19 protein-coding genes and 1 tRNA gene are annotated in these 17,371 nt (G+C 70.6%); 9 read left to right on the top strand and 11 right to left on the bottom strand.

What is annotated here, in order from left to right:
- Nucleotides 1-15: 15 nt before the first annotated feature.
- The 8 genes from mscL to DPM19_RS09825 all read right to left on the bottom strand — a co-directional run bounded on the left by mscL (nucleotide 16) and on the right by DPM19_RS09825 (nucleotide 9,156).
- Nucleotides 16-444, bottom strand: coding sequence for a large conductance mechanosensitive channel protein MscL (mscL, locus tag DPM19_RS09860; protein WP_111866304.1), 429 nt, complete (start codon nucleotides 442-444; stop codon nucleotides 16-18).
- Nucleotides 445-595: 151 nt separating this feature from the next.
- Complete coding sequence (locus tag DPM19_RS36745) at nucleotides 596-1,765, bottom strand: SAF domain-containing protein (protein WP_199484972.1); 1,170 nt, start codon at nucleotides 1,763-1,765, stop codon at nucleotides 596-598.
- A 297-nt stretch (nucleotides 1,766-2,062) separates the two neighbouring features.
- Nucleotides 2,063-2,881: an S-methyl-5'-thioadenosine phosphorylase gene (locus tag DPM19_RS09850; protein ID WP_111865277.1), complete on the bottom strand. Its 819-nt coding sequence runs from the start codon at nucleotides 2,879-2,881 to the stop codon at nucleotides 2,063-2,065.
- A 124-nt stretch (nucleotides 2,882-3,005) separates the two neighbouring features.
- Nucleotides 3,006-5,141 carry an MMPL family transporter gene (locus DPM19_RS09845; protein WP_111865275.1) on the bottom strand — a complete coding sequence of 712 codons (2,136 nt, stop codon included), beginning with the start codon at nucleotides 5,139-5,141 and terminating at the stop codon, nucleotides 3,006-3,008.
- Between the two features lie 408 nt (nucleotides 5,142-5,549).
- Nucleotides 5,550-5,885 (bottom strand): FmdB family zinc ribbon protein, encoded by a 336-nt coding sequence (locus DPM19_RS09840; protein WP_111865272.1) that lies wholly within the window; start codon nucleotides 5,883-5,885, stop codon nucleotides 5,550-5,552.
- A gap of 86 nt (nucleotides 5,886-5,971) precedes the next feature.
- Complete coding sequence (locus DPM19_RS09835) at nucleotides 5,972-7,453, bottom strand: potassium/proton antiporter (protein ID WP_111865269.1); 1,482 nt, start codon at nucleotides 7,451-7,453, stop codon at nucleotides 5,972-5,974.
- A gap of 50 nt (nucleotides 7,454-7,503) precedes the next feature.
- A complete protein-coding gene (locus DPM19_RS09830; RefSeq protein WP_111865267.1) occupies nucleotides 7,504-8,505 on the bottom strand; it encodes an NAD(P)-dependent oxidoreductase in 1,002 nt (333 codons plus the stop codon).
- A gap of 69 nt (nucleotides 8,506-8,574) precedes the next feature.
- Nucleotides 8,575-9,156, bottom strand: coding sequence for a 5-formyltetrahydrofolate cyclo-ligase (locus DPM19_RS09825; RefSeq protein ID WP_111865264.1), 582 nt, complete (start codon nucleotides 9,154-9,156; stop codon nucleotides 8,575-8,577).
- Between the two features lie 33 nt (nucleotides 9,157-9,189).
- On the opposite strand from DPM19_RS09825, the gene galU reads away from it, so the two are divergent.
- From galU to DPM19_RS09790, 7 genes are all read left to right on the top strand, one after another.
- Nucleotides 9,190-10,095 (top strand): UTP--glucose-1-phosphate uridylyltransferase GalU, encoded by a 906-nt coding sequence (gene galU / locus DPM19_RS09820; RefSeq protein WP_111865261.1) that lies wholly within the window; start codon nucleotides 9,190-9,192, stop codon nucleotides 10,093-10,095.
- Between the two features lie 11 nt (nucleotides 10,096-10,106).
- On the top strand, nucleotides 10,107-11,288 hold the full coding sequence (glp, locus tag DPM19_RS09815; RefSeq protein WP_111865259.1) for a molybdotransferase-like divisome protein Glp: 1,182 nt from the start codon (nucleotides 10,107-10,109) through the stop codon (nucleotides 11,286-11,288).
- The gene (moaC, locus tag DPM19_RS09810) at nucleotides 11,285-11,758 is read left to right on the top strand and encodes a cyclic pyranopterin monophosphate synthase MoaC (protein WP_111865256.1); all 474 of its coding nucleotides are present in this window, start codon (nucleotides 11,285-11,287) and stop codon (nucleotides 11,756-11,758) included. Before glp ends, moaC begins: the two co-directional genes overlap by 4 nt.
- Entirely contained in the window at nucleotides 11,743-12,237 is a 495-nt protein-coding gene (locus DPM19_RS09805) for a MogA/MoaB family molybdenum cofactor biosynthesis protein (RefSeq protein WP_199485010.1), read from the top strand. Before moaC ends, DPM19_RS09805 begins: the two co-directional genes overlap by 16 nt.
- Nucleotides 12,238-12,301: 64 nt before the next feature.
- Nucleotides 12,302-12,925 carry a GNAT family N-acetyltransferase gene (locus DPM19_RS09800; RefSeq protein WP_111866301.1) on the top strand — a complete coding sequence of 208 codons (624 nt, stop codon included), beginning with the start codon at nucleotides 12,302-12,304 and terminating at the stop codon, nucleotides 12,923-12,925.
- Between the two features lie 177 nt (nucleotides 12,926-13,102).
- Nucleotides 13,103-13,696: a divisome protein SepX/GlpR gene (gene sepX / locus DPM19_RS09795; protein ID WP_111865250.1), complete on the top strand. Its 594-nt coding sequence runs from the start codon at nucleotides 13,103-13,105 to the stop codon at nucleotides 13,694-13,696.
- Nucleotides 13,697-13,760: 64 nt separating this feature from the next.
- A tRNA-Ala gene (locus tag DPM19_RS09790) sits at nucleotides 13,761-13,834 on the top strand.
- A gap of 317 nt (nucleotides 13,835-14,151) precedes the next feature.
- On the opposite strand, the gene DPM19_RS09785 is transcribed toward DPM19_RS09790, so the two are convergent.
- Genes DPM19_RS09785 through DPM19_RS09775 form a run of 3 tightly spaced genes read right to left on the bottom strand, consistent with a single transcriptional unit; the run spans nucleotide 14,152 to nucleotide 16,189 of the window.
- Entirely contained in the window at nucleotides 14,152-15,510 is a 1,359-nt protein-coding gene (locus tag DPM19_RS09785; RefSeq protein WP_199484971.1) for a ThiF family adenylyltransferase, read from the bottom strand.
- Nucleotides 15,511-15,539: 29 nt separating this feature from the next.
- Nucleotides 15,540-15,920 (bottom strand): hypothetical protein, encoded by a 381-nt coding sequence (locus tag DPM19_RS09780; protein ID WP_199484970.1) that lies wholly within the window; start codon nucleotides 15,918-15,920, stop codon nucleotides 15,540-15,542.
- Between the two features lie 2 nt (nucleotides 15,921-15,922).
- Nucleotides 15,923-16,189 carry a hypothetical protein gene (locus tag DPM19_RS09775; RefSeq protein WP_111865244.1) on the bottom strand — a complete coding sequence of 89 codons (267 nt, stop codon included), beginning with the start codon at nucleotides 16,187-16,189 and terminating at the stop codon, nucleotides 15,923-15,925.
- A gap of 214 nt (nucleotides 16,190-16,403) precedes the next feature.
- Between DPM19_RS09775 and DPM19_RS09770 the strand changes: the two genes are divergently transcribed.
- Entirely contained in the window at nucleotides 16,404-16,781 is a 378-nt protein-coding gene (locus DPM19_RS09770) for a helix-turn-helix transcriptional regulator (RefSeq protein ID WP_111865241.1), read from the top strand.
- Between the two features lie 4 nt (nucleotides 16,782-16,785).
- The gene (locus DPM19_RS09765; protein WP_111865238.1) at nucleotides 16,786-17,352 is read left to right on the top strand and encodes an ImmA/IrrE family metallo-endopeptidase; all 567 of its coding nucleotides are present in this window, start codon (nucleotides 16,786-16,788) and stop codon (nucleotides 17,350-17,352) included.
- Nucleotides 17,353-17,371: the final 19 nt, after the last annotated feature.

The raw sequence follows: 17,371 nt of genomic DNA, 5'->3' as shown, positions 1-17,371 counted from the left end.
CGGGCCTCGCGGCGGTCAGGAGGCCGGGTCAGGAGCTGGGGCCTCGCTGACCGGGACGACCTCGGAGGTGCAGAAGCGGCACCGCCGGGCCTCCAGCGGGATCTCGCTGAGGCACTGCGGGCATTCGCGTTCGGTCTCCTGCTGCCCCCGGTCCAGCCGCTCCAGCAGCTTGCTGGTCGGGAGCACGACGAGGAAGTACACGATCACGGCGGTGATGAAGAACGCCACCGCGGACGTCAGGAACACCCCGTAGGGGAAGCGGGTGTCGTTGATCGTGAACGCCAGCCGGGTGAAGTCCTGCTTGCCGCCGAACAATGCGAGCAGCGGGGCGATGAACGAGGTCGCGAAGTCTTTCACCAGGCTCGCGAACGCCGCGCCGACCACGAACGCCACGGCCAGATCGACGAGATTGCCACGGATCAGGAAGGTGCGGAAGCCACCCAGGGTCTCGGCACCGGACTTGCGGAGGCCTCCCACGGCCGCGCTGCTGGGGAGCGGGGGACGTTTCATGGCGCTTCCTTTACCCACTTCCGTGGACCGTACATCTCTCCCGGCCACCGATCCACGCGGCCGCCGGCGCTCGGACACTACCGGCTCACGCTGGCGGGGAGGTGAGAACCACCGAAAGCCGTCCGGTGGCTCCCGCCAGCGCCGTGGCCTGCCCGCGGTCGGTGGCGAGCACCACCAGCGCACCCTGCTCCAGGGACCCGGCCGGTTCCCGGGGCACCGCGACGACCCGGACCCCCGCCGCCACCACCCGCACCCGGCCGGTCCCGGGGTCGCGGGATCTGCCCGGTGAATCCGTGAGGGCCTGCGGTATCCGGCTCCGGCCGGCCTTCTGTGTGCCGCGCGCACCGGCGAAGACCGGTGCGTGGCCGCTTCCCGAGCCACCTCGGTGAGCGCACCGCCACCGCCCGGCGGGTGCACCGTCTCCGGCTGTTCTGATGCCGATGGGGATACCGGAACGCCCGGCGCAGGGCGGGTGGGCGATGGCGGTGTGCGGTGAGCGTGCATCGGGCGAGTGCGTACTGACCGGATGAACATTGGTCGCGTGGTCATTGGCTGCGTGCACATCGATCAGGTAGCCGGCGGCCGTGCGGTCGTCGTTCGGGGTGCTGCCGGCCTGAGCGGCGCCGGGCGGACCGGCAGGAACCACGTCGAGCGGCTTGGGCGAAGTGGCGGCCGGTCTGGAAGGGGCGGTTCCGGGTGGCTCGGTAGGAACCATGCCGGGTGGTTTGAGAGGAGCAGTGGCCGGTCTGGAAGGAGCGATGCCGGGTGGCTCGGAAGGAGCGGTGTCGGGTGGGAGGGCGTCTGCCGGGTCGGGGGAGGGATCGGGTGGGGCCGTGGTCAGGACGTCGATCAGGTCGCCGGGGCGGAGCAGGCGGGCGGTCCCGGCGTCGGCGATGCGGATCGGGGTGGCGACCAGGTGCGGGGCGGACCCCTGCAGCAGGCCGGGACCCAGCAGCCGGGCGTCGGTGATCGGCTCGCCTCTGCGCACGGGGGCGGCGAGTGTCCGGCCGATCGCCCCGGCGCGCAGTGCTCCGTCGGGCACGGCAGCCGGGGGTAACGCCACGGTCCGTAGGTCTTGAGGTCGTAGTGGGGCGCCGCCCGGCAGGTCACGGGCCGCGGCCAGCACCGGGACCCCGGAAGCGGTCGCCGGGCGCAGCGCGGCGAGCCCGAATCCGACGGCCGCCGCCGCGAACAGGGCGGCGATCGCCCGCCGGTGCCGCGAGGCCCACAGCCGGATGCGTGCCTTCCGGGTCATGTTCGTCCTGCCTTTCACATGGGGTCGGATCTGGTCGTTGGCGGCCGGTGAGCCGGGGTGCCGGGCGATGTCCGGCACCCCGGTCGCCGTTTCTCCGTTCGGCCGGCCGCTTCCGCGGCGGGAAGGACCAGGCCGTTGCGGAGACGACCGCGGATCGGAGCCCGGCCGGCTCACCTGGGAGGGCAGGGCCGCCGGAACCGGCCTCGGCCGAGCGGCTACATGGTGGCTGGGTGCCGGTCCGGGCGGCCGTACGGCGGTTGGCTGCCCGTCCGGACAGCGTTGTGCAGGGCGCGGCGGTCAGGGCAGGTCGAAGGGGAGGGACATGCCGTCGAGGGAGTTCGGGCAGGAGCAGGTGCGGTCGGCGGGGAGGGCGGTGATCAGTTCGGAGACGGCGGCGCGCAGCCGGTCGACGTTCTCGCCGAACACCCGGAAGACCTCCTCCATGGTGACGCCCTCGCCCTCTTCGATGCCCGCGTCGAGGTCGGTGACCAGGCAGAGGGGCGTGTAGCACAGGGCCAGCTCGCGGGCGAGGACGGCTTCGGGGTGCCCGGTCATGCCGACGATCGTCCACCCCTGGGCCGCGTACCACTGCGACTCGGCGCGGGTGGAGAAGCGCGGCCCCTCGATGACGACCAGCGTTCCGCCGTCGATCGGCTGCCAGCCGGCCCGGGTGGTCGTGGTCAGTGCGGCTCGCCGGCCGGCGGGGCAGTAGGGGTCGGCGAACGACACGTGCACGGCGCCGTTCTCGTCGAAGAAGGTCTGCGCCCGGCCGGAGGTGCGGTCGACGAGTTGGTCGGGCACCACGAGCGTGCCCGCGGGGTACGCGGTGGTCAGGGAGCCCACCGCGCTCGGCGCCACCACCTGCCGCACGCCCAGGGAGCGCAGCGCCCAGAGGTTGGCGCGGTAGGGGATGCGGTGCGGCGGGTAGCGGTGGTCGGGCCCGTGCCGGGGGATGAACGCCACCCGGCGGCCGTCGAGCTCGCCGACCGTCGGGGGCGCGGACGGCGGGCCGTACGGCGTCTGGACGTCGACCTCCTCGGTGTCGTGCAGGAACGAGTAGAAGCCGGAGCCGCCGATGACCCCGATCTCGGCGGCGGGCTGTGCAGGTGTGGACATGGCGCCGACCCTATTCACCGTGCGGCCGTCCTCGGGACCCCCGGGCGGGACTGTGGAAAACCTGCCGCGAACAGGGACCGGGGCCCGGCGAGGGGATGCCGGGCCCCGGTCGGGGGAAGGTGCGTCAGCCCACGGGCTGGAGCACCTTGGACTCGTCCGCGGAGTCCGCGCCGTGCCGGCGGGCGAGCCGGCCCGGCGCCCAGATCCGCGGCCCCACGTCGAACGAGAGCGCCGGCAGCAGCAGCGAGCGGACGATGATGGTGTCGAGGAGCACCCCGAAGGCCACCACGAAGCCCATCTCGACCATGGTCACCAGCGGCAGCGTGACCAGCGCGGCGAACGTCGCCGCCAGCACCAGCCCGGCCGAGGTGATCACACCGCCGGTGACGGTCAGCCCGCGCAGCACGCCGCGCCGGGTGCCCAGGCTCTGCGACTCCTCGCGCACCCGGTGCATGAGGAAGATGTTGTAGTCCACGCCGAGCGCCACCAGGAAGATGAACGCCAGCAGCGGGAACCCGGCGTCCGTCCCCTCGAACCCGAACACGTGCTGGAAGATCAGCCCGCTGGCGCCGAGCGAGGCGGCGAAGGACAGCACCACGGTGGCGATCATCAGCAGCGGGGCGACCAGCGCCCGCAGCAGCGCGATCAGGATCAGCAGCACCACGCCCAGCACGATCGGGATGATCACCTTGTTGTCGCGGACAGCGGCCTGGTTGATGTCCATGGTGGTGGCGGTGGTGCCGCCCACCTTGGCGTCCGCCCCGGGCGCGGCGTCCACGGTGGTCCGGAGCCGTTCGATGGTGCGCTGGGCGGCTTTGCTGTCGGCCCGGTCGGTCAGGGTGGCCTCGTACATCACCAGCCCGCCGGCGGTGGCGGGGGGACCCACCTCGGCGATGCCGGACGTGCCGGTGATCGCGGCCTTCAGCGGCTCTGCCGAACCGGCCTTGCCGATCACTACGGCGGGCGATCCGGAGCCGGCCGGGAAGTGCTTGGCCAGGATCTCGCCCCCTGCGATCGAGTCGGGCTTGTCGACGAACTGGCCGGCGTCCGACAGCCCGTCGGCCTTCAGCGAGGTGAGGCCGAAGCACATCGCGACCAGGACGACCGAGGTGGCGATCCACAGCAGCCGCGGCCGGGCGCTGACCAGGCGCGAGATCCGGGCCCAGACGCCGTGTTCGGCGTCGTGGGAGCCGGGCTCCAGGTACTTGGCGTCGTAGCGGGGGACCAGCGGCCAGAACGCCCACCGGCCGATGATCACCAGCAGCGCGGGCAGCAGGGTGGTCATGGCGAGCAGGGCGGTGACGACGCCGGCGGCGGCCACCGGGCCCAGGCCCCGGGTCGAGTTGAGGTCGGCGGCCAGCAGGCAGAGCAGGCCGAGGGCGACGGTGCCCGCGGAGGCGAGGATCGCCGGCCCGGCCCGGTGCAGGGCGAACGCCATGGCTTCGTGCCGGTCCTCGTGCCGGTGCAGTTCCTCCCGGTAGCGGGCCACCAGCAGCAGGGCGTAGTCGGTGGCGACCCCGAAGACGAGCACGGTCAGGATTCCGGCGCTCTGCCCGTTCACGGTCAGGTCCGCGTGTTTGGCCAGCAGGTAGACCATCGACTGCGCCATGGCCAGCGCGACGACCGCGCAGATCACGGGGATCAGCCAGAGCACCGGGCTGCGGTAGATGAGCAGCAGGAGGACGATGACGACGGATCCGGCGGCCATCAGCAGGAAGCCGTCGATCGTCTCGAACACCTTGATCATGTCGGCGCCGCCGCCGGCGGGGCCGGTGACGTGCGCGTCCAGCCCGGGCGGGCCTCGCTTGGCGAGGGCGCGGGCGTCGTCGACGGCCTTGATCATGTCCTCGTCGTGCAGCGGGACGACCGTCTGGAGCGCCTTGCCGTCCTTGGACGGGAACGGCCCCTGCGGTGCCTCGGCGCCGGGGAGCTGGGAGAGCGGGCCCAGGTCGGCCCGGGCCTTGGCCTGGTCGGCGGCGGTGACGCCGGTGCCGCGCTCGTAGACGACGATCATGGGCGCGAGCTCTTCGGCGCGGAATTGCTTCTGCAACTCGACGACCTGGGTGGACTCGGCGCCGGCGGGCAGCCAGGCGGCGGCGTCGTTCTCCTCGACCTCGCCGAGTTTGCCGGCCAGCGGGCCCAGGGCCGCCAGCAGCACGATCCACAGGGCCAGTACGGCCCATTTCGTCCGTCTGCCGGAGGTCAGTCCGGCGAGGCGGGGCGGTTTCGCCCCGGGGGGAGCCTGGGCCGGTCCGCTCATGGTTCCTCTCCTGTCGTATTTCAAGATATGTCGTGTTCTGGACGATGACGCGGGACCCGGAGGAATGTCAAGTACTATCGCGAGTTTCGTGCGTTCGAAGCCAGCTTCCCCTCACCCGACGTCCCGCGGTATCAGGGCCTGCCCCCGAGGCGGCCCTGAATTCGTCCCCGAGAGGAACCCCTCGGTCCGTCCGAGACGATGGTCGCCCGAAGCGCATCGGAGGCGCGTCCTGCCACAGAGGTCTCTGCGGCTACCCCGGCGGGGTGAGGAAAGACCCGGTGGCTACTTCCTGCGCGGTAGCCCGTTCCCCTCCCCGGGTGCCGGTCCCGGAGGGGTGCCCGGATTGCGGGCACGCCGAAAAGCCGCCCCGATCAGGCCGGGGCGGCGGGGTTCGGCTGCGGAACGGCCCTACGCCACCTTTTCGGAGGAGGAGGACGAGGTGCTACCGGCGGAGGAGTCACTCGAGGAGGAACCCGACGACTCAGACTTCGTCGTGGACGAGGAGTCGGTCGAAGAACCGTTGCCGGAGGCGGGGGAAGGGGAACTCGTCGTGGACGACTTGCTCGAACCGCGGCTGTCGGTGCGGTAGAAACCGCTGCCCTTGAAGATGATGCCGGCGGCCGAGAAAACCTTGCGCAGCCGTCCGCCGCACGCGGCGCACTCGGTCAGCGGATCGTCGCTGAACTTCTGCACGATCTCGAGCCGCTCGTCGCACGCGGTGCAGGCGTACTGATAAGTCGGCACGGGGACCTCCTCGTTAGCGCTGTGCCACACCGCGCCGGGCGGGCGGGGGGCTGGCACTCACCATATTCGACTGCTAAGGGTACTGGTCACTCGCCGGTTTCACCGAACCACCCGGCCAGCTTGCCCTGCCGGCTGACCGCCCGCAGCCTGCGCTCGGCCGGGTGGCGGGCCTCCGCGGCGGCGACGACCAGCAGTTTGTCGCCCGCCCGCAGGGCCGTCGTGGGCCCCGGCACGAAGCTGTGGCCGTTCCGCACCACCAGCGTGATCGACGCCTTGGCGGGCAGCCGCAACTCGAAGATCTCCACCCCGTTCAGCCGCGAGTCGGACGGGATGGTGATCTCCAGCAGATCGGCGTGCAGCTCGCCCAGCGGGGCGGCCTCCACGTCCAGCTCCCGCGCCTCCTCGCCGGTGGCGACCCCGCACCGGCGGGCGACGAACGGCAGCGTGGGCCCCTGCAACAGGGTGAAGATCACCACGATCACGAAGACCAGCGCGAACAGCCGGTCGGACCCGGGCACGTCCTCGACCATCGGGATCGTCGCCAGCACGATGGGCACCGCACCGCGCAGCCCGGCCCAGGAGATGAAGACCTTCTCGCCCCAGGAGAGCCCGAAACCCGGAGTCGAGAGCACCACCGACAGCGGCCGGGCCACCAGCACCAGCACCGAACCCACGATCAGCGCGGGCAGCACCTGACCGGGCAGCTCGGACGGCGAGGCCAGCAGCCCCAGCATGATGAACAACCCGATCTGGGCGAGCCAGGCCACCCCCTCGGCGAACCCCCGGGTGGCCGGGCGGTGCGGCAGCCGGGCGTTGCCCAGCACCACCCCGGCGACGTAGGTGGCCAGGAACCCGCTGGCGTGCATCAGCGCCGCCGCCCCGTACGCGCCCACCGCCAGCGCCATCACCGCGATCGGGTAGAGGCCGGACGCGGGCAGCGCCATCCGGCGCAGCGCGTACGCGCCCAGCCAGCCGATCAGCAGCCCCACCGCGGCCCCGGCGAGGAGTTCGAAGACCATCAGCCCGAGGAGCATCGCCGGCCCGGGCAGGTGCGTCTCGGTGCTGAGCAGGATGACGACGATGATCACCGGGGCGTCGTTGATGCCCGACTCGGCCTCCAGCGCGCCGCTCAGCCGGCCGGGCAGCGGCAGCCGGCGCAGCAGCGAGAACACCGCGGCGGCGTCGGTGGGCGACAGGATCGCGCCGAGCAGCAGGGCCGGCCGCCAGTCGATGCCCAGCAGCCAGTGCGCCGAGGCGGCGATGACCAGGATGCTGATCACCGTGCCCACGGTCGCCAGCGCGATGGCCACCGGTACCGCCGGGCGTACCGTCCGCCAGGGCGTGGTGATTCCGCCCTCGGCGAGGATGAGCACCAGCGCGGCCAGCCCCAGGATCTCGGCGGCCAGCACGTCGTCGAACTGGATGCCGAACCCGGCCTCGCCGATCAGCAGGCCGATCCCCAGATACGCCAGCAGGCTGGGCAGGCCGGCCCAGTAGGACAGCCGTACGGCGACGATCGCGGACAGTACCAGGGCGGAGCCCAGCAGTAGCCACACATCGAGCCGCACGTGTCAGCACCCTCCGTACGCGACGTTCGGCGGGTGCCTGTGCCGCAAGGTCAGGCCGCCACGCGAGTGATCATCGGTCCCAGGCCGTTCACCACGTTGACCACCGGCCGGCCGGTCACGGCGGCGGTGACGTTGTCGCGCACCTGGGCCATGATGTTGAGCTGCGCCTGCCCGGTGGCTCCTGCGACGTGCGGTGACAGCAGTATGTTCTCATGGCGCCGAATCGGGTGATCCGGGGCGGGTGGCTCGTTCTCGAACACGTCGAGCGCCGCCCCGGCGAGCCGGCCCGAGTCCAGCGCGGCCAGCACGTCGTCGTCCGGGGCGATGCCGCCCCGCGCCACGTTCACCAGCAGCGCCCCCTGCGGCAGCAGCGCCAGCCGGCCGGAGTCCAGCAGGCCGCGCGTCTCGGCGGTGAGCGGCAGCGCCGGCACCAGGATGTCCGAGCGGGCCAGCAGCGCGTCGAGTTCGAGGTAGCGGGCGGACGCCTCGGGCTTGGGCGTCCGCGACCAGTAGGCCACGTCGCAGCCCAGCGCGGCGAACAGCCGGGCCGCCTCGGCGCCGATCGCGCCCAGGCCGAGCACCCCGACCCGCTGGGTGTGGATCTCGCGCGGGTTGCGGGCCAGCATCTCCGCCTGCGGCCACTCCCCGGCCCGCATCCGCCGGTCGGCCGGGGCGAGGTCGCGGCAGAGGGCGAACGCGGCCGCCACCGCCCACTCGGCCACGGACCGGGCGTTGGCCCCCGCGGTGTTGGCCACCGGGACGCGCGCCGCGGTCAGCGCGGGCAGGTCGCAGCTGTCCACCCCCACCTGCGGCATCTGCACGAACGCCAGCCTGGGCGCCGCGGCCACCGCCGCCGCGTCCAGGGGCAGCTCCCCGGTGTAGTCCCCGATCACCACGTCGGCGTCGGCCAGCGCGGCGTGCAGGGCGGCCTGGTCGCGGGTGGCCGGGAACGTCAGCTCGGCGGTGCCACCGAGGGACGCGAAGATCCTGCGGACCAGTTCCTCGGGCAGCGGCAGCATCGACAGCACGCGCCAGGGACGGTCGTTCTCCATGGCGTCCTCCCATCATCTGGGCACGTAGCGCGCCTGAACTGCCGATATATCCGCACAAGGTGTGATCAATCAGTCGAACCGTATCAATCCTTCCGACGGGGTGATCGCGGCCCGCACCCGCCGGTCGTGCGGCTCGGCCGGCACCTCCTCGACCAGCTCGCCGTCGTACACCAGCCCCACCGTCAGGATCCCGGGCCCCACCCGGTCCAGCACCCGGTCGTAGGAACCCCCGCCCCGCCCCAGCCGCATCCCCGTACGGTCGATCGCCAGCGCCGGGACGATGACCACGTCCGCCGCCTTGACCGCACCCGGCCCCCGGCCGGGCGAGGTCGGCTCCGGCAGCCCGTGCCGCCCCGGGGCCAGGGAGTCCGGCCCCTCGTAGGTGGCCCAGTCGAGATCGTTGTCGGGCAGCAGGCGCGGCAGCAGCACGTACGCCCCCCGCTTCCACAACCCGAAGATCAACGCCCGGGTGTCCGGTTCGGTATCGATCGAGACGTATGCCGCTATGGAGGACGCCATTTCCAGTTCCGGCAAGGTGAGCAACGTCTCGCGGATCGCCCTTCCCGCGCTGGCACGGTCCTTTTCGTGGAGACCCGCCCGATCCCTGATGACGCGGGTGCGAAGCTTCTGTTTAAAGCCGATGTCCTGCACGCTCGGTTCCTCCCAGGTGGTTAGGGTCTCTTCATGGCCGACTTCACACCGGTTTCCAAGGCGGTCGTTCCGGCCGCCGGGCTCGGAACCCGATTCTTGCCCGCCACCAAGGCGACCCCCAAGGAAATGCTGCCCATCGTCGACAAGCCGGCGATTCAGTACGTGGTGGAGGAGGCGGTCTCCGCCGGCCTCACCGACGTACTGATGATCACTGGACGGAGCAAGCGGTCCATCGAGGACCACTTCGATCGCGCCTACGAGCTGGAGGAGGCGCTGCGCGCCAAGGGCGACGACGGCCGCCTGGCCGCCGTCCGCGAGTCCAGCGACCTTGCGATCATGCACTACGTCCGGCAGGGCGACCCCAAGGGACTCGGCCACGCCGTGCACTGCGCCCGCCAGCACGTCGGCGACGAGCCGTTCGCGGTCCTGCTCGGCGACGACATGATCGACGAGCGTGACGCGCTGCTCACCCGGATGATCGACGTCCGGCAGCGGCACGGCGGCAGCGTCATCGCGCTGATGGAGGTCGAGCCCGACCAGGTGTCCTCCTACGGCTGCGCCGCGATCGAGGCCACCGCCGAGGACGACGTCGTCCGCATCACCGACCTGGTCGAGAAGCCCGCCGCCGGCGAGGCGCCCAGCAACTGGATCATCATCGGCCGGTACGTCTGCGACCCGGCGGTCTTCGACGTCCTGGAGAAGACCCCGCCCGGCCGCGGCGGCGAGATCCAGCTCACCGACGCGCTGCGGACCCTGGCCGCCACCCCGCCCGAGGACGGCGGCCCGGTGCACGGAGTACTGTTCCGCGGACGCCGCTACGACACCGGCAACAAGCTGGAGTACCTGCGCACCGTCGTCCAGTTCGCCGCCGAGCGGCCCGACCTGGCCGACGAGTTCGTGCCCTGGCTGCGGGAGTTCGTGGGCAAGTACGACGCGTGAACGGGGGACCCATGCGTTCGGTGGAACAGCACCTGGCGGAGATCCTGGCGGCGGTGCCCGTACAGCCGTCACTGGACCTCGCCGTGTCGGAGGCGGCGGGGGCGGTCCTGACCGAGCCGGTGACCGCGCCCGTCCCGCTGCCGCCCTTCGACAACTCGGCCATGGACGGGTACGCGGTGTGCGCGTCCGACCTGGCGGACGTGCCGGTCAAGCTGCCGGTCGTCGGTGACATCTCCGCCGGCGACGAGGGCGTCTCGGCCATCCGGCCCGGCCTGTGCACCCGCATCATGACGGGGGCACCGCTGCCCGCCGGCGCCGACGCCGTCGTCCCGGTGGAGTGGACCGACGGCGGCACGGTGACGGTGGAGATCCGCCGCAGCGCGCCGCCCGGCAACCACATCCGGCGGGCCGGCGAGGACGTCCACGCCGGGCAGGAGGTGCTGCCGGCCGGGGCCCGGCTCACCGCCGCCCGCATCGGCATGCTCGCCGCGGTCGGCCGCGACCGGGTCCGCGCCCGGCCCCGGCCCCGGGTGGTGGTGCTGTCCACCGGCAGCGAACTGCGGGAACCCGGCGGCGAGCTCGCCCCCGGCCAGATCTGGGACTCCAACAGCTTCATGCTCACCGCCGCCGTCACCGAGGCCGGGGCGGTCGGCTACCGGCAGCCCACCGTCGACGACGACCCCCGCCGCCTGCTGGACACCCTGCTGGACCAGCTCGGCCGGGCCGACGCCCTGATCACCTCGGGCGGGGTGTCGATGGGCGCCCGGGACGTGGTCAAGGAGGTGCTGACCGGGGTCGGCACGGTCCGCTTCGACAAGGTGGCGATGCGGCCCGGCAAACCCCAGGGGTTCGGCCTGCTGCGCGGGGTGCCCATCTTCACCCTGCCCGGCAACCCGGTCAGCGCCTACGTTTCCTTCCAGGTGTTCGTCCGGCCCGCGCTGCGCGCCATGCAGGGCCTGCCGCCCGAACCGCTGCCCACCGTCACCGCGACCCTCACCGAACCGGTCAGCTCGCCGCCTGGCCTGCGGCACTACCTGCGCGCCGTGCTCCGGGACGGCACCGTCACACCGACCGAGGGGCAGGGCTCGCACCAGCTCGGGTCGCTGGCCCGCGCCTCCGGGCTGATCGTGGTGCCCGAGAACGTGACCTCGCTCGCCGCCGGCGACCCCGTGGAGGTGCTCGCACTGCCATGAACTCCGAGTTCACCCACCTGGACCCCTCCGGCGCGGCCCGCATGGTCGACGTCTCCGCCAAGGACGTCACCGTGCGGACCGCCACCGCCACCGGCTTCGTCCGGCTGTCGGCCGGGTGCGTGGCGGCGCTGCGGTCCGGCGACGTCCCCAAGGGCGACGCCCTGGCGGTGGCCCGCATCGCCGGCATCCAGGGCGCCAAGCGCACCCCCGACCTGGTGCCGCTGTGCCACCCGATCGCGCTGCACGGCGTCGAGGTGACCCTGGCCGTCGAGGACGCCGGGGTGGCGGTGCAGGCCCGGGTCCGCACCGCCGACCGCACCGGGGTGGAGATGGAGGCGCTCACCGCCGTCTCGGTCGCCGGGCTGGCCCTCGTCGACATGGTCAAGGCGATCGACCCGGCCGCGGTCGTCACCGAGATCCGGGTCGAGGAGAAGACCGGCGGCAAGACCGGTGTCTGGCGGCGGCCGTGATCCGGGCGCTGGCGGTCACCGTGTCCAACCGGGCCGCGGCCGGGGTGTACGAGGACCGGTCCGGCCCCGTCCTGGCGGCGCTGCTGGCGGACGCGGGCTGCGAGGTGTCCGGCCCCCGGGTCGTCCCCGACGGCGAACCGGTCGCCGAGGCGCTCACCGCGGCGGTGGCGGACGGCTACGACGTGGTGGTCACCACCGGCGGTACCGGCCTCACCCCGCTCGACCTCACCCCCGAGATGACCCGGCGGGTGATCGAGCGTGAAGTGCCCGGAATCGCCGAAGCCGTCCGGCTGGCGGGGCGCGACAAGGTGCCCACCGCGATCCTCTCCCGCGGGGTCGCCGGAATCGCCGGACGGACGCTCATCGTCAATCTCCCGGGCTCCACCGGAGGGGTGCGCGACGGTATGGCGGTACTTGGCCCGGTACTTATTCACGCGATCGACCAGATTCGCGGCGGAGACCACCCACGCGTTTCCTGAGTTGTGCCTGACAATTGATGGCGTTCGTGCTGTCGAGCAGGGAATCATTGGTGTTGTGGAACGCATGCAGGGATGGCCGGTCACACTGACCGAGGGCCCGGTCGCACTGCGCCCCCTGCGGCACCGGGACGCGGCCACCTGGCGCGAGCTGCGCGTGCGAAATGCCGACTGGCTGCGCCCGTGGGAGCCGACCAACCCCGAGACCCCGCTGTTCCGCAGCGGGATCGGGCCGTACGTCAGCATGGTGCACACCATGCGCCGCGAGGCCCGGCAGGGGCTCTCCCTGCCCTGGGTCGTCACCTACCAGGGCGAATTCGTCGGCCAGCTCACCGTGGGCGCCATCGTGTGGGGCTCCGCCCGGTCGGCGCAGATCGGCTACTGGATCGACCGGGCCGCCGCCGGGCAGGGGGTCATCCCCACCGCCGTGGCGCTCGCCGTCGACCACTGCCTCTTCACCGTCGGGCTGCACCGGCTGGAGGCGAATATCCGGCCGGAGAACTCCGCCAGCCGCCGAGTCGTCGAAAAACTCGGCTTCCGGGAAGAGGGAATTCGCCGCCGGTATCTGCACATCGACGGGGCCTGGCGAGACCATATCTGTTACGCCCTCACCACCGAGGATGTGCCCGGCGGACTGCGCGCCCGCTGGCGCACACACGGAAAACGGGCGTTCGGCCAGTCAACCGCGTAACGGATCAGTTATCTCGAAAGATTGAGTAAACAGTGGGTTGCGTTACGCGCGATCTTGCGACACACCGCCCCGTATGCTCGTCAACCGCTGACAGCGGGTCCTACCGTGCGGGACGTGAGCATGCGCACGCTTAAGGTCAGCGGGCGACCTTCGCGTGCCTTGCCGGAGGGGGGCTGAGTGAGCAGCACACTCCTCTATCTCGCGATTGTCGCGGTCTGGGCCGTCGTCCTCGTCCCCATGTGGCTCCGCCGCGACACCGAGGTCACCGGCTTCTCCCGGCTGCGCGCCCGCCGCACCCCCGACCCGGACGCCACCCTCCCCGGGACGGCCGAGCAGACGACCCTCCCCGAGACGGTCGAGCAGACCACGACCTTCCACGCCGAACCGTACGAGGACCCCACCGACCGGCCCCGCCGCCGGGTCAGCCGGGCCACCGTCATCGCCCGCCGCCGCCGGCGCACCTTCGGCCTGCTCCTGCTGCTGTGCGGCTCCCTGGCCGCGGTACTCACCCGACTGATCCCCTGGTGGGCCATCGCGCCGTCGATCGTCCTCTTCACCGCCCACCTCGCCCTGCTCCGCGTCGCGGCCGGCATCGACACCGCCCGCCGCCGCGCCGCCCTCGCCGCCCGCGCCGAAGCCCGCGCCCAAGCCCGCGCCGCCGCCCAAGAGGAGGCCGAACGCGCCCGCGAGGCCGAAGTCCTCGACTTCGTCCTGCGCACCCGCGAGGTCTTCGACCAGTACGCCGACGACCGCCGCGCCGTCGGCGACTGACCCCCACCGGACGGAAACCCCGGCGCGAGCACCCCGAGAAGTTTGCTAACCTTGCGGAGTCCTTGGGGATGTAGCGCAGTCCGGTAGCGCACCTCGTTCGCATCGAGGGGGTCAGGGGTTCAAATCCCCTCATCTCCACCCAGGAACCGCAGGTCACAGGCCCTCTCGGAGATCACTCCGAGAGGGCTTTTGATCGTTTGCCACCGGCTTGCCACCGAAACTGTACGGCACCCGGTGGCACGATCCGGCCACCTCTGGCTCCAGCGGAGAGTAAGGCCAGGAACTCGGCGGTGGGTCTGAACGTCTTGCTCGGCGGGCTGGTGACTGGCTGCGTACCGCAAAATGCGTCAGCGGTGTGTCTCGCCCGCAGCGTCCTTCGGAGGAGGAGCTGTCGATCTGCCGTGCGGCGGTTCATCGGATCGGTGGTGTCCATCGTCGGGGGCGATGGACACCACTCATCTAACGACCCGCTGCGCCGCAAGTTGAGGCGCGGTGGTGCGGCCTTGGCCGAGCAGCTCGTGTGGGTTGCAGAAGTCGCAGTCGGGGCGCGGCCGGGGGAGGATATGGTCGCGCTCGTTGGTGCGAGGTCGGTGGAGGATCCAGGCCGGCGGTCCGTTGGACTCGTCGTGTAGGCCAGTGGCGGCGAGCGTGAAGTGGTTGAGGGCCTCGGCTGCGGCGATGGTGTTGAAACCGATCACGCTGGCGGCCGGGACTCCTGCGACGTAGCGGGCGGTCTGCCTTTCGCGATCGGGGTGCAGGTCGACGGCGAGGTCGGTCGGGTCGATGAAACCGCTGCACCACAAGCACCCGCGGCCGGGCAGGAGCGGCCGGGTAGCCACGTGGATCAGGCCGACGTCTCCGCTGTCGGGATCGACTGGGATCTTCACACCCATCTGGGTGACGGGGACGAGGAAACGGCTTCCGACCTCGGTGGCGGTGTAGCGGGCGGCCGGGCCGTCGGCGGCGAGGAAGATCCAGTCGACGAGCGCGAGCTCGTCCTTCGCTGTCGGGTGCTCGGCACGCTCGTTGATGGTGGTGAGCTTGATGTCGGGGTTGGCACGCCGGGCGTTGCGAACCGCTAGTTCGGTTTTGGGCTTGCCGATGTCGGACAGCTCGGCCGAGATGAGACGGGGCAAGTTCGTCACGTCGACGAGGTCGTTGTCGATGAGGACGAGGCGACCGACGCCGTTGCGGGCGAGGAGTTCGACCAGGACACTGCCGACACCGCCGAGGCCAACGACGGCGACCCGGAGCTGGCCGAGGGTCTCCTGTCCGGCGTCGCCGAAGAGCCGGGCCTGCCGGTCGTAGCGCCCGTCTTCGTGACCGCAGGACGCTCGGGCGGGGGTGGGCCGCAGCCGTAGGAGGTTGGAGGACAGGATGTTGACCTCCGCGAGGTCGCTCCGGCTTCCATCGGGGAACCACAGGTCTCCGGCGGCGGCATAAGGCGTGAAGACGAGCCCCCCGACGGTCTGGCCGGTGAGCTGGGCGAGGGCTGGGTAGCCCCGCTGGTGGGAGGCGAGGTCGACTTGAGAGAAGGCGACTCGGGAGCGTCCGCCGTGGTTGTGGACGGAGAGGTACGCCAGTCCCTTTTGGTGGGCGCGCTCGGCCGCGTCCCGTACGAACGCCGCGTCGAGTGCGTGACGCCCGTGGATGCTGGTCACGTAGTCCTTGCCGTCCTGGGCCAGGAGCAGTTCCCGGCCGAGGAGCCGCAGACCGCGGGGCCCGGGCGCGGTCCCGGCGAGGAGGACCGCGCCGTGCGCGTCGCTGTCTCCGAAGAGGTGTCCGGACAGGGTTTCCCACTGATCGTGGGTCATGGTGAGGCTCCACCCGCTTGCGGGCGGGTTCATCGGTCGAGAAGCCATCTGAGGATCCTTTCTGCCTTATTGGCCGGAGTGTCGATTGCCGGGTCCCGCCTGTTCGACCTGCGAGACAGCTGGAGGGCCGGATGGGCCTGGTATTCGCACTCGCTGATCGCTTCGCCGAGGGGCGCGCCGTCGGTACGTGTCAGGCGCCCGACGTAGTGCGGGTATACGTCGGAGTGCGGATGGGCGGAGTTGATCTGGAAGCCCAGCCACGTGCTGTTGGGCGTGTAGACGGGACCGACCTCGATCTCCTTGATGATGACGTGGGCGCCCCCGGCGCCGTCCGGGACGACCTCGACCGGCTTGCCGGTGAAGTGCGCCCGGACGGCGTCAATGGCCTCGATGACCTTGGGGTTAATCAAGGTCAGGAGTTGTCGTCCGGGGCGACGGCGAGGAAGTCCTCGTCGCGGTGCACGTTGATCGCCTCGTCGTCCCCGACCGGAACGAAGTGGTTGCCCTGCCGGACCGACAGCACGAAGTTCGGCTCGATCAGAACGCCCTGCCGGATCGCTTCGAGCTTGATGCCCATGCCGGTCGTCGCGCGGTCGGGCAGGACCACGGGCTGGTGGTTGACGGTGATGCGCACCGGGTTCGGCCGCTGGGCGGCTGCGGTCTCGACCATCTCGGTCATCTGGATCTTCCTTTCGGACACGAGTGTGACGTGCTCGGATCAGTGTTTTGCATCTCGAACACTTGGACGCTAGCACACGCGTGTGACGGCTGGGAAGAACAGTCGGAGCCAGGGGATCAAGGTCGGAGTGAGGGCCGAAGCTGGCCAGTGCTGCACGATGAAGCGTTCGAAAAGTAAAACAGTGATAGAAATAGGTAAGGCGGAGGGGGGGGGTATGGCCGAGACCAAGATCAATCTGGCTGCTCTGTATGCGGCCTTGGATGCCGCGCGCGTCAGCCGGGACATCTCGTGGCGCCAGATGGCGAGGGAGGTCGGAGTTAGCCCGTCTACGTTCTCCCGTATGGGTAACCACCAGAAGCCCGATGTCGACGCCTTCTTGAAGATGGTGAGCTGGCTCAGGGTCCCTGCCGAGCGCTTCATGATCCAATCTGGTGAAGCAGATGATCGTGAGCAGCCTGACCTAATGGTGGAGTTCGTGCCCCTTCTGAGGGCTCGCAAAGACTTGAACAGCGAAGATAAGAAGTACCTAGAAGAACTCATTGGTTCCGCCATGCGCCGGTTTGCGGATGAGCGGGGAAGGCGAGACGCTTAGCCGCATGGCTCGTTGGACCAAACCGGCGATGAAGGAAGTGGCTGCCGAGGAACGAGCGGCCCTCGGGTTAACCCCGATGCAGCGCTTTGATCCCTATATGCTCGCCAAAGAACACGGGATCAGTGTTTACCCGATCGGTGAACTCATAGCCAGCGGCTGTTCACCCGATGCTGTGAAGCACTTCGAAGTCATCCGACCAAAGGTCTGGTCGGCGGCCCTTATGCCAGTCGGTAGTGCCAGGTTCATGCTCGTCAACACGGGCCACGAGCTCGTGAGGCAGCGCTCCAACATGGCTCATGAGCTCGGTCATCACCTGCTTGAGCATGAGTTTCAAGAGATTGTACTAGGCGACGATGGGTGCGCGATGTTCAACGCGACCCTAGAAAAACAGGCAACCTATCTCGCTCAGGAACTACTTGTCCCCGAGGATGCAGCATTCAAGATGGCCTTTCGTGATCAACCCAATGAGGCTGTCGCGGAGCACTTCGGAGTAAGTGTTCAATTTGCTCAGATGTGCATGATGGGCCCTCGGAAGGTCGTACAGCGCTATCGGGCTAAAAAGGGTAGATAAGGTCTGCTCGGTGGTAGCT

It is taken from the genome of Actinomadura craniellae (genome assembly GCF_003289645.1).
Lineage (GTDB): Bacteria > Actinomycetota > Actinomycetes > Streptosporangiales > Streptosporangiaceae > Actinomadura_D > Actinomadura_D craniellae.
Note: the sequence above shows the minus strand (reverse complement) of the source record. Positions and strands in the feature narration are given on the sequence as shown.

What these genes read in the sequence shown, in the direction of transcription:
- DPM19_RS09800 (WP_111866301.1), top strand. Translation starts at nt 12,302, where the DNA reads ATGCAGGGATGGCCGGTCACACTGACCGAGGGCCCGGTCGCACTGCGC.
- DPM19_RS09785 (WP_199484971.1), bottom strand. Translation starts at nt 15,510, where the DNA reads ATGACCCACGATCAGTGGGAAACCCTGTCCGGACACCTCTTCGGAGAC.
- DPM19_RS09850 (WP_111865277.1), bottom strand. Translation starts at nt 2,881, where the DNA reads ATGTCCACACCTGCACAGCCCGCCGCCGAGATCGGGGTCATCGGCGGC.
- moaC (WP_111865256.1), top strand. Translation starts at nt 11,285, where the DNA reads ATGAACTCCGAGTTCACCCACCTGGACCCCTCCGGCGCGGCCCGCATG.
- glp (WP_111865259.1), top strand. Translation starts at nt 10,107, where the DNA reads ATGCGTTCGGTGGAACAGCACCTGGCGGAGATCCTGGCGGCGGTGCCC.
- DPM19_RS09830 (WP_111865267.1), bottom strand. Translation starts at nt 8,505, where the DNA reads ATGGAGAACGACCGTCCCTGGCGCGTGCTGTCGATGCTGCCGCTGCCC.
- DPM19_RS09845 (WP_111865275.1), bottom strand. Translation starts at nt 5,141, where the DNA reads ATGAGCGGACCGGCCCAGGCTCCCCCCGGGGCGAAACCGCCCCGCCTC.
- DPM19_RS09775 (WP_111865244.1), bottom strand. Translation starts at nt 16,189, where the DNA reads ATGACCGAGATGGTCGAGACCGCAGCCGCCCAGCGGCCGAACCCGGTG.
- DPM19_RS09770 (WP_111865241.1), top strand. Translation starts at nt 16,404, where the DNA reads ATGGCCGAGACCAAGATCAATCTGGCTGCTCTGTATGCGGCCTTGGAT.
- DPM19_RS09765 (WP_111865238.1), top strand. Translation starts at nt 16,786, where the DNA reads ATGGCTCGTTGGACCAAACCGGCGATGAAGGAAGTGGCTGCCGAGGAA.
- galU (WP_111865261.1), top strand. Translation starts at nt 9,190, where the DNA reads ATGGCCGACTTCACACCGGTTTCCAAGGCGGTCGTTCCGGCCGCCGGG.
- DPM19_RS36745 (WP_199484972.1), bottom strand. Translation starts at nt 1,765, where the DNA reads ATGACCCGGAAGGCACGCATCCGGCTGTGGGCCTCGCGGCACCGGCGG.